The sequence below is a fragment of the Pseudomonas sp. YL2 genome (genome assembly GCF_023063025.1).
Taxonomy (GTDB): domain Bacteria; phylum Pseudomonadota; class Gammaproteobacteria; order Pseudomonadales; family Pseudomonadaceae; genus Aquipseudomonas; species Aquipseudomonas putida_A.
The window spans coordinates 1-541 of sequence record NZ_JAJSLU010000045.1; the positions used below are offsets into that span (position 1 = coordinate 1).

1 protein-coding gene is annotated in these 541 nt (G+C 30.3%); it reads left to right on the forward strand.

The features are described from left to right. Window positions 1-541 (forward strand): hypothetical protein (locus tag LVD08_RS28010; RefSeq protein WP_446739761.1); only part of this gene is annotated, 541 nt, incomplete at both ends.

Consider the following 541-nt stretch of genomic DNA (forward strand, 5'->3'; position numbering starts at 1 on the left):
TTCTATTCATTCCGCGTATTGACCCATAAAGGCAGTCGAGCCAGCAAAAAACTTAATGACTTAGGTTTAAGTAATAAAAAAACGGCATATGAACTTTTTGTTGATTATTTTACTCTTTATAAAAACACCCCCATCGAGTTCGGCGTTTCAAAAACTAAAATATCTCTGGAACAACATACTAAACTTCACTTTGATAACACAAAAAAAATCATATATGGTTATATAAAAGTTGGAAAATATGGAGAAAGCAGTGAAATAAAAGATGTAAAACTCAAAAAAGTCCATTACAGAACAACTGCTTATGATGTAACACTCAAAGAGCGTTATATTTTAATATATCTACCAGATAATCTTGAAGAAGGAATTATTGCATTCCATTCATGCGATAATATTTCTGCTCGAGGTGTTCTTTCTGATTCTATCACTGAATATCTAAAAAAACAATTTCAACTAGAAGCAAGAATCAATCCATTACATCATAAGAAAATCCCTCAATACATTCTCAATTCTGAATTGAAACAAATTAAAGCTCAAGGATATA